We start from the raw sequence: 14,329 nt of genomic DNA on the forward strand, positions 1-14,329 counted from the left end.
CCAGAGTGCCGAGCATCGAGAGTCTGCAAGAGAGCGAAGAACTGTGGTTTCTGCTGCGCCACCTCATGGACGCAGACAACATGCTGGACACGCTTGAGAAGTGGACTGGCCAGGCTGTCATTCTCAGCAACCTTCACCGCCAAGACATCGAAATCCCCGAGCACCTCCAGGAACCCCTGCACGCCGAGCCGGCCACACCCGTGCAGTACCGGGCCGTGCAATTTAACAGCCACGATGCCAATGACATTCTGTACGCCCGCTCCATCGTTGTCATCGGCAGAGTCCCCGCGGAAACTCGCACGCTCCTGCAGTCCACGCATACACCCCTGGGTTACGCCCTGCGGCGACTGCACCCCCGCCGTCACTTGATCGGCTGGAACATCGACCTCCAAGAAGCGGGCCCCAGTCTCACCACGACAACACGCATGGACATCCAGGCGAATCCCGTCGTCTGGATGGAGGAACGTTTCTCCCTCGCTCACCTACTGAGACGCGATCTCCATGGCTGACCACACTGCGGTCGCAATCGTCGGGGCCGGACCTGCTGGCCTCCTGCTGGCCAACCGTCTCCTCGCACAAGGCCTCGACTGCACCGTCTTCGAACGCAGATCTCGCAGAGACCTGGAACAGCTACCGCGAGCTGGCCTCCTCACGCCAGCCTCAGTAGCCGTGCTGGACCGCAACAACCTCGCAGCGAGCCTCCGCGTAGACAGCACGCCCCATACCACCTGTGCGTTCCGAATCGACGGGCGCGAAACTCTTCTCGCTTACGCCCGATACGCACGGCGCCACCACACGGTTTATGCCCAACATCATCTAGTCCGCGACCTCATCTCCACCTACCTCGACGCAGGCGGTGACCTCCGCTTCAGCACCCCATGCACGGCGGTCACTGACCTGGATAACTCCCCGCACGCCACCGTCCATACCGGCGCCGCTGCCTTCACCTGCACCTACGTTGTGGGTTGTGACGGATCACGCGGCGTCAGCCGAGGCGCACTTGCCCCGTACACCATTTCCCATCACTCGGCAGACCCCTGGGTTGCTGTGCTTGCAGCATGCCCACCATCCGTCGACCACATCACCTACGCTCTCCACCCTGACGGATTCGCCGGCCACATGCTGCGCGACAAGGTCACCAGCCGCTTCTACCTCCAGTGCAACCCTGCTGAGACGACCGACGATTGGCCAGCCGAACGCATCTGGGAGCAACTCCGCCGCCGTCTCTCGTTGTCCCAGTCCTCTTGGTCATTGACCGAAGGGCCCATCCTGAGCCGCGAAGTCGTCAACATGACGAGTGAAGTTTCGACGCGCCTCCAGCGAGGGCGCCTCTACCTGGTCGGCGACGCTGCTCACACGGTTAGCCCCGCAGGTGCCAAAGGGCTCAATCTGGCCCTTGCCGACGCGGACCACCTGGCGACCGCATTGATTACCGCCCTCCAGAAGAAGGACGAGCGACAGCTCAACGCGTACTCGGAAGACCGTCTGCCGCACATTTGGCAAGCGCAGCAGTTCTCGCACGAGTTCCTGAATCTGCTGAATACGCCTCATGACCCGTTCCGATACCAACTCAATTCCGCCCGCCTGGGGCAGCTTTTTTCCTCCCCGAGCCACGCCGTGTCCTTCGCCCTCGACTACACGCGGTAGCGCGTCTCCACGTCCTCGGTCAGTGTCCGCAGTGGACCCACCTGGCCCGCGAGTGCTGCGTCTCACCTAGCCGTGAATCCGGACGATGTCATTCCGCGTGAGCCGGATGTCGCGGATAGACCTACTTCGTGCGGGGAGATGGCAGCGTGTGCACGGAGGCGGGCGCTCACGTGATGCTGGCGGCTACCACTGCCCCAGTCGCTAGTAGGGCTTGGTCATGTTGGTGCAGGGTCCGGCATGTCGCGGTGACAGGTGGGGCAGGCGCCGGTCCAGGTCGCGAGGAGTATCTGCAGCTCGCGGACGACTCGGTAGAGGCTCAGGCCGGCGCCGTCTCTTTTGGGGATCGGCTCAGTCGCTGGAGGGTGCAGAAGGCGTGGGCTACTGAGACAAGGGTGACGTGGTGGTGCCAGCCTGGCCAGGTCCGGCCTTCGAAGTGGGCCAGGCCGAGGGCTTGTTTCATCTCGCGGTAGTCGTTCTCGATGCGCCAGCGGAGTTTCGCCGTGCGCACGAGGACGGGCAGCGGGGTGGTCTCGGGCAAGTTGGAGAGCCAGAACTGCACGGGCTCGTCCTGGTCGGCGGGCCATTCGGCCAGCAGCCAGCGGACCGGAAGCTCGGCGGTGGTCGCGGCCTTGCGGATCTCACGTCCGGCGGGCCGGATCCGCAGGGCCACGAAGCGCGAGTACATGCGCTTGAATCCGCTGCGGCCACTGCCCGGCCGTGATCCTTCCCTCCACTGCACCGGCCGTGCAGAGGATTTGCCGGCCGCGATGACCAGGTCTTTCACTCGCTGTGCCGACTCGGGGTATGCAGGGACCGGCCGCCGGCCCCTGCCGAGGTAGGCCGGGGTCGTAGGCTGTGCGTCCTCGGGGTGTGCGGTGGTTGTGGTCGAGATGCCCACCACGTAGTCGAGTCCGCGTGTCTCAAGGCCGAGCCGGAAGGCGGCGGTGTCCCCGTAGCCGCCGTCGGCGATGACCTGGGGCACTTCGATGCCCCAGGATCGAGTCTCATCGATCATGTCGAGGGCCAGCTGCCACTTCTCGACATGGCCCACCTGGGCAGGGATGGCGCACTTGTTACGGCGGGCGACCTTGGCCGGATCGGCTGTCGGTGAGGCGGGATCCCAGCTCCCTGGCAGGAACAGACGCCAGTTCACCGCCGCGGAGGCGCTGTTGGAAGCCAGGTGGAGCGAGACACCGGCCTGGCAGTTGGTGACCTTGCCCGCAGTGCCGGTGTACTGCCGGGTCACGCACGCCGACGCGTCCCCGTCCTTGAGGAATCCGGTGTCATCGATGACCAGCGCGATGGGCTTGATGACCGGCTGTATGCGCCAGGCCAGCCGGGCCCGCACATGCGCCGCATCCCACGGGCTGGAGGTCACGAAGTGGGCCAGGGCCTGCCGGTTACCTTCCTCGCCAAGGCGGGCGGCCATCGGCTCCACCGACTTGCGGCCGCCGTCCAGCAGCAGCCCCCGCAGATAGACGCCGCCCCACCGGCGCTGATCCGCCCGCGCGAACGGCTCGAACATCTCCGCCGCGAAATCCTCCAGATCACACCGAACCGCGGCCAACTCCTCGCTCAGCACATCCAGTCAACGACACGGCCGATCAAGAAGACACGCCATGGCAAATCGCACATGACCAAGCACTACTAGTGCCGGGACACCGCCAGTGCGTCCGTAGCACTTCCGCTGTGACAAGCGACCGTCGAATGTGCCCAACAGTCGAGCCCACATCGAGGAGTCATCGATGCCCCTTCTGCGTCGCCAGGTGCCGGACAATTTTGGAATCGATAGCGACCGCTTGTGCATCCTGCGGCGCTCACTCAGCCCTGCGGCCTCCGTGTCGTCGGCGGCTCCTATAGGGGGGAGACGACGGCAACCGCTGCGGGCCGCGAGGGAGGCTCCTGGTGATCGTCTGACGCAGGCCCTGAGCTGCGCTGCGATTACAGCTCGAGTCAACCAGTCTTGAGACATGGCGCGGGCGCCGATCGTCGTGCACCGACTGTCAATGGACGGCGGCCGGCGCGTCACCGTGGTCCGGACAGGACGCCGCGAAATCCTTGGACTCGCGCACAGTGACGACGACCTGGTGGTGCTGCTTGAGAACGCCGGGATTGTCGACCCTGGCGCCCTACTGGACGACCCGCAGTGGGTTGCGTGGCGTGGCGGTCGCGCCCACCAGTGGCATCTGTCCTGATACGTATCACTGGCCGGCACACTTAGCTCGTCACAACCGACTCGCTGCGACATGAGGCCACTAGCGCCACGAAGCCCCTCATGATCGACCTGCGCGCGCCGGGCGGGGCGAGCCACGGATGTCGCCGCAGGCGGGCCGATCTGCGCTTGCGGCTGGAGTGGAACCTGCTGTCGGCCGCCACGGGGGAGGGGAGCGAGAGACTCCCGGCGGTATCCTTGGTCCCTTGCCTGCTGGCCAAGATGTTCCTACAAGTTCTGCGTCAAGGCTGGCTTGAAGCTGTGTGTGCAGTGGTCAGACGCATTCTCCGCAACTTGCGTCCGGGGGCGGAGTGCGGCCTTAAAGAGCAGTTTCAAGATGGCGGGGTGATGTCAGATGTTCAGTCGCTTGAGTCGCTTGAGTCGCTTCGGTCGCTGGCCAGCAGGTCGGAGGCATAGGCCATCCGCCGGTCCGCTCGCGCCGTGGACCGCGTCGGCTACGTCCGGCTGAGGCAGCCTGCTCGACGGCTGCCACCGGCCACGACGTCCGCGCCGTGTCCTCGCATAGGTCAGGTTCTGCCAGTTCTTGACCACCTCTTGGGGCACTGGTGGTGCACTGCACCTTTACCGGAGACGTCTGTTCGAACGGCTTGCCCACTTCCTGCGCCGGTTGCTTGACCGCCCGCATACTGGGGGCCCCAGGCGCGCCGTCACAGTGCTGCGGTGCAGGACCTCTGGCACCCGTATGCTAAGGCGAATCGCCACCGTTCCCAGTACGGGCTGGCGGAACCTGAGGCTCTAGTGGAGCTTGATGTCGACCGACACGCGGCAGTATCGGGATCGCGCGTCCGCAGCTGGCGGCACGGATACGGCACTGACCGGTCGACCTTCTGTCGGTTTACGCAGGCGCTCACTGCGACAAGCTGCGCGTGCGCTCTCAGATCGTTCGCGTACGCCTCATACAGTTCTGAGCTCCGCCTGCATGCGCGGAGTACCGGGATTCCTCCGAGGCGCATCGAACTGAGGGCGGCTGCGCTGGCGCAGTTGTGTTGCCAGGGTGAAGTCGAGCCACTCCGAGTTCTCGCTGCGGAAGCGCGGGCCTGTCAGCGCTGGATCTTCTGGAACGTAATGAGGTGGGCGGTGAGCGCTGCCTGCAGTGCGTGAGGTCGCTCGGCGGCCAGGTGCCCGCAGTCGATGACCTCCAGCACCGTGTTCGGAATGCCTTCTGCGAGTTCCCGGGCGTGTTGCACCGGTGTCACTGAGTCCTGCGATCCCGCGACGACGAGAGTGGGAGTCGTGATTTGGGCCAGGCTGGAGCGTAGATCGTACGTGGCGAGGGCGTCACAGCAGGCTGCGTAGCCGGTCGGGTCCGTCTTGGCGAGGTTGTCCAGCAGTCTGCGGCCGATGTGCGTGCCGGCAAATGGCGTGGTGGCGAACCAGCGGTCTGGACTGCTTCGGAGCAGGGGAGTGGTTCCCTGGCGCCGGACGAGTCTTGCACGCTCTTGCCAAGGCTGTGCCGGTCCGAAATGTGCGGAGGAGCAGACGAGGGCCAGGGACGCGATGCGCTCGGGTTGGTGGAGGGCGAGATGGGCTCCGATGGCGCCGCCCAGTGAGATGCCTGCGTAGTGGAAGCTGCTCCACCTGTGGTGGTTGGCTAGGTCGAGAATGAGCGACGCGAGGTCTTGGACTGTTGTGCGGCCCGGCTCGGAGGCAGGCACGAGACCGGTGGCGGAGCCGCCGTGCCCGGGCAGATCGAAGCACAGGACCCGGAAGCGCCGGGTCAACCAGGGCAACTGGGAGTTCCAGACTGCGTGGGATGTGCCGAGGGAAGGGCCCAGGATCAAGGGTGGTGCGTCGGCTGGTCCGGTTACGTGGTGGTGCAGCAGCGGTGATGGGGGCACGGCGGCTCTCCTGTGAGTGTGGTCCGCGGCGGCCGTCGAGGACGAGTACAAGGCCCTGCCGAGGTCGACGCTGGAGGCTTTGAGTGCTTGGGGCCGTGGCGATCAGCCATAGGGCTCACGCGTCCGCGGTCAGCTTGCGCTCTGGCCCGTACGGGACGGCTCGCTGTCTTTGGCAGTGCGGATCCTGGCGGCCGTACGAGCGGTGATCTCCTGGATGCTCACACCGGGTGCGGTCTCGATGAGAGTCAGTCCTTCGTTGGTCACGTCAAGGACACCGAGGTCGGTGATGATCCGGTCGACGCAGGCTGTCCCGGTCAGGGGCAGGGTGCATTCGGTGAGGATCTTGGGGCTGCCGTCCCTGGCAGTGTGCGTCATCACGACGACGACCCGGCGGGCGCCGTGCACGAGGTCCATAGCGCCGCCGATGCCGGTGACCAGTTTTCCGGGCACGGCCCAGTTGGCCAGGTCCCCACCTTCGGAGACCTGCATGGCACCGAGCACGGCCACGTCGATGTGACCGCCCCGGATCATAGAGAAGGACAGGGCGGAGTCGAAGAACGATGCGCCGGGTAGAACGGTGACGGTCTCCTTGCCGGCGTTGATCAGGTCTGGGTCAACGGCTTCCTCACGGGGGTAGGGGCCGGTGCCGAGAATGCCGTTCTCGCTTTGAAGGATCACCTTCATGCCCGATGGCAGGTGGTTCGGGATCAACGTCGGCAGCCCGATGCCGAGGTTGACGTAGTTCCCGTTCTTCAGTTCGCGTGCGGCCCGGGCGGCCATCTGCTCCCGCGTCCACGTCATCGGAGGCTCACCGTCCGCTTCTCGATCTTCCTGTCCGCTGCCTGCTCTGGCGTGAGCGCGACCACCCGCTGCACGAAGATGCCTGGCAGATGCACCGCGTCCGGATCGATCGTGCCTGGCTCGAACAGTTCCTCCACTTCAGCGATCGTGATCCGCCCCGCCATGGCCGCGAGCGGGTTGAAGTTGCGGGCGGACTTGTTGAACACCAGGTTTCCGTGCCGGTCACCCTTGGCGGCCCGCACCAGTGCAAAGTCGGTGCGGATGCCGTGCTCCAGTACGCAGGCGGTGCCGTCGAAGTCCCGCACCTCCTTCGGTGAAGAGGCCAGCGCTACACCGCCATCCCCGTCGTACCGCCACGGCAGTCCTCCCTCGGCGACCTGCGTGCCGACCCCAGCGGGTGTGTAGAACGCCGGGATGCCGGCACCACCAGCCCGGAGCCGTTCCGCGAGCGTGCCCTGCGGGATCAGCTCCACCTCCAGTTCCCCGGCCAGGTACTGGCGGGCGAACTCCTTGTTGGCGCCGATGTAGGAGCCGGTCACCCGGGCAATTCGCCCGGCCGACAGCAGTACGGCCAGGCCTGAGTCCATCGCTCCGCAGTTGTTGGAAACCACGCTCAGCCCGTTCACGCCACGCTCGTACAGAGCGCGTACCAGCGCATTGGGCACACCACTCAGCCCGAAGCCGCCGACTGCCAGCGATGCGCCATCCGGCACGTCGGCCACGGCCGCCCCGGCCGTGGGGACCACCTTGTCCATCACGGCGCACCCCTGTTGGCGGTGAGATCGGACGGGTGCGGGGCCAGCGGCGTGACTGCGATCCGCATGTAGGGGAACAGGGGAAGTTGCCACAGGACCTGATGAAGCGCCTCGTTGTCGGCGACGTCGAACACGCTGATGTTGGCGTACTGCCCGACGCACCGCCAGATGTGCACCCACTCGCCCGACTCCTGGCGCTCCTGACAGTAGGTCTTCTCGCGGGCTACTAGGTCGGCGCGGATCTCGGGGTCGAGGTCGTGCGGAATTTCGACGTCCATGCGCACTGCGAACATCATTGCCGATCACGCCTTGTCGAGCACGAAGTTGTAGGTGACCTTGCGGCCGGAGCCGTCTGCGGCCGGAGCCGGATCCAGGACGAGTTCGGGCTTGACGGCGGATGCGATGTCTTCGGTGACGTACTGGCCGCCCTCGAAGTACAGCTGCGTGGTGACCAGCTGGTGGGCCGGTGCTGACACCTTCAGGTGCAGATGGGCAGGGCGCCACGCGTGCCAGCCGGCTGCGGTGATGAGCCTGCCGCAGGAGCCGTCCGTAGGGATCTGGTACGGCGCAGGCTGGAAGGTGTGAATCTTGAAGTTTCCCTGTTCGTCGGCGATGACGGTTCCCCGCAGGTTCCACTCCGGCAGACCAGGTGCGAACTGCGAGTAGAAGCCGTCGCTGTCGGCATGCCAGATCTCCACGATGGCACCTGGCAGCGGAGTGCCGTCCACATCGGTCACTTGCCCCTGGAAGAGCAGCGGAGTGCCCGCCTCGTCCTCGCGGGTGGGCAGGGTCGTCTCGGCCGGCAGCTGGGGCGAGCCGGGCACGTAGTAAGGGCCCTCGATAGTGCCCTTGCTGCCGTCGCGGCCTTTACCGGCGACCTCTTCGACGGCGTGCTCGAGCCAGACGTCGAGGAAAAGCGGCCACTCGCCGTCCTCGCCGACCTGGATCAGCCAGGACTTGAGTGCGTCGTATTCCGCATACGTGACTTTGTGACGACGGATGATGTCGTGGGCAGCGGTGAGGAGTTCGGTGACCAGGGTGTCGACACGCTGGGTGTCGGCCTCGGCGCTCTCCCTGCGCTGTTTGCTGCGGAAGCGCTCGGTGGCTGCGGCTCCGGACTCGGCGGCGGTGGCCTGCTGGGTGATGATGTCGGTCATGATCGTCCCGTTTCTGCCGAATGGTCAGTGGTCCTGGCGGTAGCGCGCCAGTTTGTCGGGGTCGACGTCGATGCCGAGGCCGGCGCCCTCGCGGATGCGCAAGGTGCCGTTCTCGATGGTCAGCGGCGTGGCGAGGAGGTCGTCGGACATGTCCAGGAAGTTGGACAGTTCGCCCGCGTGCCCCGTGGTGGCCCGGTGGGCGGCTCCGAAGGCGACCGTGCACAGCGTGCCGATCTGCCCGTCGATCTGGTTTCCCATCACCACTGGAACACCCAGCCCTTCGCATTCGTGCAGCACGCGCTGGGAGGCGGTGAATCCGGTCCGGGCGGTCTTGATGCTGATGGCGGTTGCAGAGCCGCCGAGGAGTTCGCGCGTTACCTCCGCGGCTCGCGTGGCGCTCTCGTCGGCGATGAAGGGGACGGAGCTCTGGGCGACCAGCCAGCGGCGGCCCAGGACGTCGTCTGCGGGGCAGAGTTCCTCGGCGAAGAGCAGGTCGAGGTCGGCCATCTCGCGCAGGGCACGCGCGGAGTCGGGCGCAGTCCAGCCGCGGTTGCCGTCGATGTACAGCTCGACGTCTGGTCCGAGGGCCTTGCGCAGGGCTCTGCAGGCGGCGACGTCCTTGGTGTAGGGAAGGCGGCCGACCTTCACCTTGAAGGTGGTGATCCCGTAGGTGTCCCGGATACGTTCTGCCTCGGCCACCATCTCTGCGGTGGGCGCGAAGCCGACCATGTGGCACACCCGCATGCGGTCGGCGTAGCCGCCGAGCAGTCCGGACACCGGCATCCCGGCGGCCTGGCCGAGGATGTCCCACAGGGCCATGTCGATCGCTGCCTTGGCGGTGGGATTCCCTATAGCGCGGTCCAACCGGGCGTGCACGGCCTCCCGTTCCAGTGCGGTGAGGCCTAGCCTCGCGCTTTCATGAAGCGGGCTGTCCGACGGGCGGTCAGGTAAACGAGAAGTGCCTCTGACCAGCAAGAATGAGGATTGTCGAGGTCCTTGTTCCTGCCATGCCGGAGGCACTTCCCAGGTGAAGAAGCGTATCGGGTCCTATCCACGCGTCCGCATCGAGGGCGGTGGTCGCGGAGTGGTGTCCCAGGCCGGGGCCGTGCTGCTGGTCGAGACCGCCCGCAAGGCCGGGCTGGACCAGGCGATATCGACGGCACTGACGCCGTGGCGACGTTCACGGGCAGTGCACGATCCAGGGAAGATCCTGCTGGACGTGGCACTCGCGGTCGCCCTGGGCGGGGACTGCCTCGCGGATGTCGGGATGCTGCGGGCCGAGCCGGCCGTGTTCGGGCCGGTGGCGTCCGACCCGACCGTCTCCCGGCTCGTCGACACCCTCGCCGCCGCCGGGCCGAAGGCCCTGTCCGCGATACGGGCCGCGCGGGCCGAAGCCCGCGAGCGCGTCTGGAGCCTGGCCAAAACCGCGGCTCCTGACGCGGGCGGGCAGGTGATCGTGGACCTGGACGGGGTCCTCGTTCTGGCCCACTCCGAGAAGCAGGACGCCACCGCGACCTGGAAGAAGACCTTCGGACACCACCCCCTGATGGGGTTCGTCGACCACGGAAGCAGTGGCAGCGGGGAGCCGGTGGCCGGCCTGCTCAGGCCCGGCAACGCAGGCAGCAACACCGCCGCCGACCACATCACCACCACCCAACTCGCCCTGGCCCAGCTGCCGAAGAAGTACCGGCGCGGACGCCGGACGCTGATCCGTACCGACTCAGGAGGCGGCACCCACGAGTTCGTCGCCTGGCTCGCCCAACGCGGCCGGTGGCTGTCGTACTCGGTCGGCATGACCATCACCGAGCAGATTCACCAGGCCGTCCTCAAGGCCCCCGCCTCGGCCTGGACGGCGGCGACCGAGCCCGGCGGCGAGATCCGGGACGGGGCCTGGGTCGCCGAACTGTCCGGCGACTGCCTGAAGGGCTGGCCGAAGGGAATGCGGCTGATCGTGCGGAAGGAACGGCCTCACCCCGGCGCCCAGTTGCGGATCACCGACGCCGACGGCCTGCGGCTCACCGCGTTCGCCACCAACACCACCGGCATCCCGATCGCCGCACTCGAACTGCGGCACCGCCGGCGAGCCCGGGCGGAGGACCGCATCCGTGCCGCTCGCGCCACCGGCCTGCGCAACCTGCCCCTGCACGACACCAAGCAGAACCAGATCTGGCTGGAGATCGTCCAGATCGCCCTCGACCTCCTCGCCTGGATGCCCATGCTCGCCCTGACCGGCGAAACCCGCAGGTGGGAACCCCGCCGCCTGAGGCTCCGCCTCTTCTCCGCCGCCGCCCAGCTGGTCACCACCGCCCGCCGCCGGCACCTGCGGTTCGCCCGCCACTGGCCCTGGACCCACATGATCACCGACGCCCTGGCACGACTCGAAGCCCTCCCGAACCCCGGCTGACCAGCGTGTTCCCGTCCCTGCGAGCAGCACCACCCCCGCCGGAGCCGTGGAACCCGGCGCCCACCCGACGCGACAGCCGGGCCATCAGCCTGACCACCACCAGCCCGAACAACCGAAACGGCCCGCCGAAGAAACCCACGGACCGTCACGAAAGATCGAGGCTAGGAGCTGTGGGGCGAAGATCTTTTCGATCACTGCGACGATCGACTCCTGGGTCTCTCCGTAGGTGTACGGGCGAGGCGGTGCTTCGGCGGTACCCATGAGATCGTCGTCCGTGTGTACCCGGACCAGGACGTGGTCGGCGGTGTGCACCTCACCGCTGGCAAACTTCAGCGGCTTCGCATAAGGAATGGCGAAGGGGATTGCCTCCACCCGGACGATTTTCATGCGACTCCTTCGAGAAATGCGTCATGGCGCTCCAGTACGTCGAGGAGGTTCCGGACCAGGGGGGAGTCGTCCTCCGACCGCCAGGCAAGGGCGAGCGGGACGGACAGCGCGTCCTCGATGTCCTTGACCACCACCCCCTCGCGCGGAGCGGAACGGATCGAGTCGGGCAGGACAGCCACGCCGAGCCCGGCGGCGACCAGAGCCAGCGCGGCCGAGGTCTCGGCAACCTCGTACGCGCAGCGGGGATAGAAGCCGGAGGCCAGGCAACTGCGGACAACGGCGTCGTTGACAACAGAGCCGAGGGCGGCGCCGTACATGACGAAGTTCTCGTGGCGTAGCTGTTCGACGCGGACGATGCCGACCTCGACGAGCCAGTGCTCCTCGGGTACGGCGACGACCAGCGGTTCGTCGGCGAGCGCGCGGTGGTCGATGCCTTCCTGGCGGACCGGTGGCCGCAGGACGCCGACGTCGAGGCGCCGCTCGAGCAGACCGAGCTCTTGTGCGGGCGTGAGCATCTCGGTGTGCACTTCCATCATCACGTGGGGCATTTCGCGCTTGAGTAACCGGGCGAGTGCCGGTAGCTGTCGGTACGAGGCGGAACCGGTCAGACCGACCCGCAGCACCCCTTCCATCCCGGAGGCGAAACGCCCGACTCTTGTGACTGCCTCCTCGAGGGACTGGAGGATGCGCTCGACATCGGTGCGGAACACTTCGCCGGCAGGCGTCAGGGTGACCTGCCGGGTGGTGCGTGTGAACAGGTCCACGCCCAGTTCAGTCTCCAGTCGGCGGATGGCCTGGGAGAGCGGGGGCTGGGCCATGTGGAGACGTGCCGCTGCCTTGCCGAAGTGACGTGTGTCGGCAACGGTCGCGAAATACCGAAGGTGCCTGAGCTCCATCAGGATGCCCTTTCCTTGTGGGGCCCTTGGGTGTGCATCAGCGTAGGAGCGAACCCAATAGCCCACAAATACCTTGTTGCGGCCTATTGAGATGCTAGGGATATCAATGTCCGCTAGTCGATCGCGTTGGATGGTTAAGGCAGGGCTTTTGCCCCGCATGCCTGCACCAGTTGCCGGGCCGAGGTGGAGTTGAGCGTCCTCGGTGATATCTGCCGAGTGATCTGCACGTGCGGCCCCCGGGGCGCCCCCGGGGGCCGTATCCGCAGACGCAGACACCTGCGGGCAGGAGCTACGTGTCTCTTCCCCTGGTGCCGGACTCCAGTGGCAGCCGGCGCACAAGCGTGCGGCATCCTTGCCGCCCGGTCGCTCTTCAGGGGTTGTGAGCATGGAAAGCACGCTCACAACCCCTGCCCCCACCAGGATGGCCACGCCGACAGGGGGATACGTATAGGCCGCCACGCCGGCAGCGACACCGGCCAACAGCAGCACTAGCGCGTACGGGCTCAGCGGTTCGTTCATTAGGCTCCTCCATCGCGCGTCCTGAAGCGCATTCACTACAGGGCGGCTACCCAAAGTAGGGGCCAAGGTGGCGGATGGGTGGGTGCGAACGTGCAGGTCAGCGCCCTAGATTGAGCTGCATCGCGTACGGCGGTCGGCTTCAACATGCCGACTAATGTCCAGTCGCGTCTTGTGTCTCCCGGCGCGGGCCCGGCGCGTGCGGGGGTGGGAGGGGCGCGCTGACTCGGCGTGGGCCGGGAGGTCGCAGGAGCCGCGTTTCTTGCGGCCGCTCGCCAGCCGTCTGCGCCGTTGCGAGTCGGCTGGCCGCATGAGGGAATGTGGCCTTCCATGCGGTGGCCCTCGTGGCGGGCGAAGGCTCGGGGCAGTGACGGCGCTCGACAGCCGTGGTCGGCTTTCGCTGCATCCACCAGCTCGGAGGTGAGTCCGTCCGGGTCTCGATCCGGCCTGGCCGGGCCGCACTCCAATCCCGCTGGCGCGGCAGTGACGCTCGCAACGGGGAGCTGGCTTAGGCGACGTGCGCACGGTGCCTCGACCGAGCCGAGCCCAAGGGTATTCGGAAAGGTATGCATAGGTGCATACTCGATGGCATGGCAGACACCACCGTGAAGATCGACTCCGAGACTCGTGACCGCCTCGCCATCCTCGCTGCCGCTCACGGCAAGAGCGTCCGCGCCTATCTGGCCGACCTCGCCATCGAGGAAGAGAACCAACTCGCCCTCGGCCGCGCGACCGCCGCTTTCCGCGAAGCCGTGGCCCGGCCAGGCATCGCCGAAGCCTTCGACGCCGAGTACGGCGGCCTCCCGCCGTCCGCGACTGGGAACCGGGCGGCCTGACCCTTGGAGCTGCACATTGACATCCGGTGGCTCCTGGATCGGCAGGAAGAGCTTCTCGGCAAGGATCTAGGAGTCCAGGACTACTCGGGCCTGGTCGCCGCCGTCGCCCGCCACCGTGTGAACACGCCGGCGCTGGCCACTGACGCACCGGACGGCTACTGGCGCGCCGCCGCGCTGCTCGACATGATCGTACTCTTGCGCCCACTGCCGACTCGCAACGAGTACTTCGGATACGGCGTCGCCATCGCCTACATCAGAGCTTCCGGCAGTACCGTCGACGACACCTTCGAACCCTGGCGCGACCTCATCAACGACATCCGCGCCCTGCGTCTGACGGTCTACGACATCGCCGATCGATTGCGCTCGCTGCGACCTGCGGCGTAGGCGGCCCGATCGTGGTTTCGTGCGCGTTGACGGCAGCACAGCGCAGGCGAAGCTCATGGAGGCAACCCGCCCGGTCTCGGCTTTGCTCGGGCGTGCACTGTCGGCATGATGCAGCCGCGCGCAGCGAGCGCCCGCACAGAGGTGATGTGCGGGCCCGTCGGCGGTCTGAGTGGGTGTCAGCCCACGATTTGTACCCGGTCGGCTTGCATGCCCTTCTGTCCTTGGACGGCTTCGAAGGACACCTTCTGTCCCTCGTGCAGGGATTTGAAGCCGTTGCCCTCGATCGCGCGGAAGTGGACGAACAGGTCAGCGCCTGACTCCGGTGTGATGAAGCCGTACCCCTTCTCGTCGTTGAACCACTTCACTGTGCCGTTCTGGCGCTCCGCCACCACGCCTCCTTTAGGTAGTCATCCGATTACAGCGTGATCGTCGCATGTGAGACCCCTCGGCGGATGAAGGACTCACATTGCCGATC

Annotated in this window: 15 protein-coding genes and 1 pseudogene; 6 read left to right on the forward strand and 10 right to left on the reverse strand. The window is 66.6% G+C overall.

All coding sequences use genetic code 11. The annotated features are described in order from the left end of the window. The first annotated feature begins 5 nt into the window (after positions 1 to 5). Positions 6 to 509: a hypothetical protein gene (locus JE024_RS39355; protein ID WP_205378758.1), complete on the forward strand. Its 504-nt coding sequence runs from the start codon at positions 6 to 8 to the stop codon at positions 507 to 509. Further along, entirely contained in the window at positions 502 to 1,647 is a 1,146-nt protein-coding gene (locus JE024_RS39360) for an FAD-dependent monooxygenase (protein WP_205378759.1), read from the forward strand. Before JE024_RS39355 ends, JE024_RS39360 begins: the two co-directional genes overlap by 8 nt. A gap of 316 nt (positions 1,648 to 1,963) precedes the next feature. Here the strand turns inward: JE024_RS39360 and JE024_RS39365 are convergent, their stop codons facing one another. Further along, positions 1,964 to 3,229, reverse strand: a complete 1,266-nt coding sequence (locus tag JE024_RS39365) for an IS701 family transposase (protein ID WP_205374336.1) — start codon at positions 3,227 to 3,229, stop codon at positions 1,964 to 1,966. Positions 3,230 to 3,617: 388 nt separating this feature from the next. On the opposite strand from JE024_RS39365, the gene JE024_RS39370 reads away from it, so the two are divergent. Further along, on the forward strand, positions 3,618 to 3,842 hold the full coding sequence (locus tag JE024_RS39370) for a hypothetical protein (RefSeq protein WP_205378760.1): 225 nt from the start codon (positions 3,618 to 3,620) through the stop codon (positions 3,840 to 3,842). 1,078 nt (positions 3,843 to 4,920) lie between these two features. On the opposite strand, the gene JE024_RS39375 is transcribed toward JE024_RS39370, so the two are convergent. From JE024_RS39375 to JE024_RS39400, 6 genes are all read right to left on the reverse strand, one after another. Next, the gene (locus JE024_RS39375; protein ID WP_244883727.1) at positions 4,921 to 5,661 is read right to left on the reverse strand and encodes an alpha/beta fold hydrolase; all 741 of its coding nucleotides are present in this window, start codon (positions 5,659 to 5,661) and stop codon (positions 4,921 to 4,923) included. Between the two features lie 186 nt (positions 5,662 to 5,847). Further along, complete coding sequence (locus JE024_RS39380; protein WP_205378761.1) at positions 5,848 to 6,519, reverse strand: CoA transferase subunit B; 672 nt, start codon at positions 6,517 to 6,519, stop codon at positions 5,848 to 5,850. Beyond that, positions 6,516 to 7,274: a CoA transferase subunit A gene (locus tag JE024_RS39385; RefSeq protein ID WP_205378962.1), complete on the reverse strand. Its 759-nt coding sequence runs from the start codon at positions 7,272 to 7,274 to the stop codon at positions 6,516 to 6,518. The genes JE024_RS39380 and JE024_RS39385 overlap by 4 nt, the downstream gene beginning before the upstream one ends. Continuing rightward, positions 7,274 to 7,570, reverse strand: a complete 297-nt coding sequence (gene catC / locus JE024_RS39390; protein ID WP_205378762.1) for a muconolactone Delta-isomerase — start codon at positions 7,568 to 7,570, stop codon at positions 7,274 to 7,276. Before catC ends, JE024_RS39385 begins: the two co-directional genes overlap by 1 nt. Before the next feature lie 6 nt (positions 7,571 to 7,576). Beyond that, positions 7,577 to 8,431 carry a catechol 1,2-dioxygenase gene (gene catA, locus JE024_RS39395; RefSeq protein WP_205378763.1) on the reverse strand — a complete coding sequence of 285 codons (855 nt, stop codon included), beginning with the start codon at positions 8,429 to 8,431 and terminating at the stop codon, positions 7,577 to 7,579. A 24-nt stretch (positions 8,432 to 8,455) separates the two neighbouring features. Continuing rightward, the gene (locus JE024_RS39400) at positions 8,456 to 9,472 is read right to left on the reverse strand and encodes a mandelate racemase/muconate lactonizing enzyme family protein (RefSeq protein ID WP_205378963.1); all 1,017 of its coding nucleotides are present in this window, start codon (positions 9,470 to 9,472) and stop codon (positions 8,456 to 8,458) included. Between JE024_RS39400 and JE024_RS39405 the strand changes: the two genes are divergently transcribed. After that, positions 9,459 to 10,835 (forward strand): IS1380 family transposase, encoded by a 1,377-nt coding sequence (locus tag JE024_RS39405; RefSeq protein WP_205377879.1) that lies wholly within the window; start codon positions 9,459 to 9,461, stop codon positions 10,833 to 10,835. The genes JE024_RS39400 and JE024_RS39405 overlap by 14 nt on opposite strands. Positions 10,836 to 10,997: 162 nt before the next feature. Here JE024_RS39405 and JE024_RS39410 read toward each other — a convergent pair. Together JE024_RS39410 and JE024_RS39415 are read right to left on the reverse strand one after the other, a co-directional pair. Next, positions 10,998 to 11,222 (reverse strand): annotated as a pseudogene (locus JE024_RS39410) (enolase); the annotation flags it as partial. Continuing rightward, entirely contained in the window at positions 11,219 to 12,118 is a 900-nt protein-coding gene (locus JE024_RS39415) for a LysR substrate-binding domain-containing protein (protein ID WP_205378764.1), read from the reverse strand. The pseudogene JE024_RS39410 and the gene JE024_RS39415, both read right to left, overlap by 4 nt. 1,106 nt (positions 12,119 to 13,224) lie before the next feature. On the opposite strand from JE024_RS39415, the gene JE024_RS39420 reads away from it, so the two are divergent. Both JE024_RS39420 and JE024_RS39425 read left to right on the forward strand, forming a co-directional pair. Continuing rightward, the gene (locus tag JE024_RS39420) at positions 13,225 to 13,470 is read left to right on the forward strand and encodes an antitoxin MazE7 (RefSeq protein WP_205378765.1); all 246 of its coding nucleotides are present in this window, start codon (positions 13,225 to 13,227) and stop codon (positions 13,468 to 13,470) included. Positions 13,471 to 13,473: 3 nt separating this feature from the next. Then, positions 13,474 to 13,854 (forward strand): toxin Doc, encoded by a 381-nt coding sequence (locus JE024_RS39425; RefSeq protein WP_205378766.1) that lies wholly within the window; start codon positions 13,474 to 13,476, stop codon positions 13,852 to 13,854. 176 nt (positions 13,855 to 14,030) lie between these two features. On the opposite strand, the gene JE024_RS39430 is transcribed toward JE024_RS39425, so the two are convergent. Then, the gene (locus tag JE024_RS39430) at positions 14,031 to 14,243 is read right to left on the reverse strand and encodes a cold-shock protein (protein ID WP_205378767.1); all 213 of its coding nucleotides are present in this window, start codon (positions 14,241 to 14,243) and stop codon (positions 14,031 to 14,033) included. Positions 14,244 to 14,329 lie beyond the last annotated feature (86 nt).

The organism is Streptomyces zhihengii (genome assembly GCF_016919245.1).
Taxonomy (GTDB): Bacteria; Actinomycetota; Actinomycetes; order Streptomycetales; family Streptomycetaceae; genus Streptomyces; species Streptomyces zhihengii.

Bases quoted from the DNA above. Each gene is read 5' to 3' on its own strand.
- JE024_RS39370 (WP_205378760.1), top strand. From the start codon at position 3,618: ATGGCGCGGGCGCCGATCGTCGTGCACCGACTGTCAATGGACGGCGGC.
- catA (WP_205378763.1), bottom strand. From the start codon at position 8,431: ATGACCGACATCATCACCCAGCAGGCCACCGCCGCCGAGTCCGGAGCC.
- JE024_RS39420 (WP_205378765.1), top strand. From the start codon at position 13,225: ATGGCAGACACCACCGTGAAGATCGACTCCGAGACTCGTGACCGCCTC.
- JE024_RS39415 (WP_205378764.1), bottom strand. From the start codon at position 12,118: ATGGAGCTCAGGCACCTTCGGTATTTCGCGACCGTTGCCGACACACGT.
- JE024_RS39385 (WP_205378962.1), bottom strand. From the start codon at position 7,274: ATGGACAAGGTGGTCCCCACGGCCGGGGCGGCCGTGGCCGACGTGCCG.
- JE024_RS39360 (WP_205378759.1), top strand. From the start codon at position 502: ATGGCTGACCACACTGCGGTCGCAATCGTCGGGGCCGGACCTGCTGGC.
- JE024_RS39380 (WP_205378761.1), bottom strand. From the start codon at position 6,519: ATGACGTGGACGCGGGAGCAGATGGCCGCCCGGGCCGCACGCGAACTG.
- catC (WP_205378762.1), bottom strand. From the start codon at position 7,570: ATGATGTTCGCAGTGCGCATGGACGTCGAAATTCCGCACGACCTCGAC.